The sequence below is a fragment of the Paralimibaculum aggregatum genome (assembly GCF_030270585.1).
Taxonomy (GTDB): domain Bacteria; phylum Pseudomonadota; class Alphaproteobacteria; order Rhodobacterales; family Rhodobacteraceae; genus Thermohalobaculum; species Thermohalobaculum aggregatum.
The window spans coordinates 1-231 of sequence record NZ_BSYI01000194.1; the positions used below are offsets into that span (position 1 = coordinate 1).

General features: G+C 61.5%; 1 pseudogene. It reads right to left on the bottom strand.

What is annotated here, in order from left to right:
- Window positions 1-231, bottom strand: a pseudogene (locus QSJ97_RS24910) (NAD(P)/FAD-dependent oxidoreductase); the annotation flags it as partial.

Here is a 231-nt window from a genome sequence, read left to right on the forward strand (position 1 = left end):
ATAGTCCGCCATGCTGTCGTCGAGGCAGTCGACCCATGGGGTGTGGTGTGCGGGGGCCATGGTGCCGGTCATCACCGAGCGGTAGCCGTGGTCGCGGAAGGTCATGATGTTTTCCTTCTTGTGCTTCTTCCACTGGAAGAAGGCCTCGTTGGCACCGTCGACGTCGAAGCTCGGATAGTCGGTCTCGGCGATCAGCTCCTTGACGTAGTCGCCCTGGTAGCGGATCGCGTC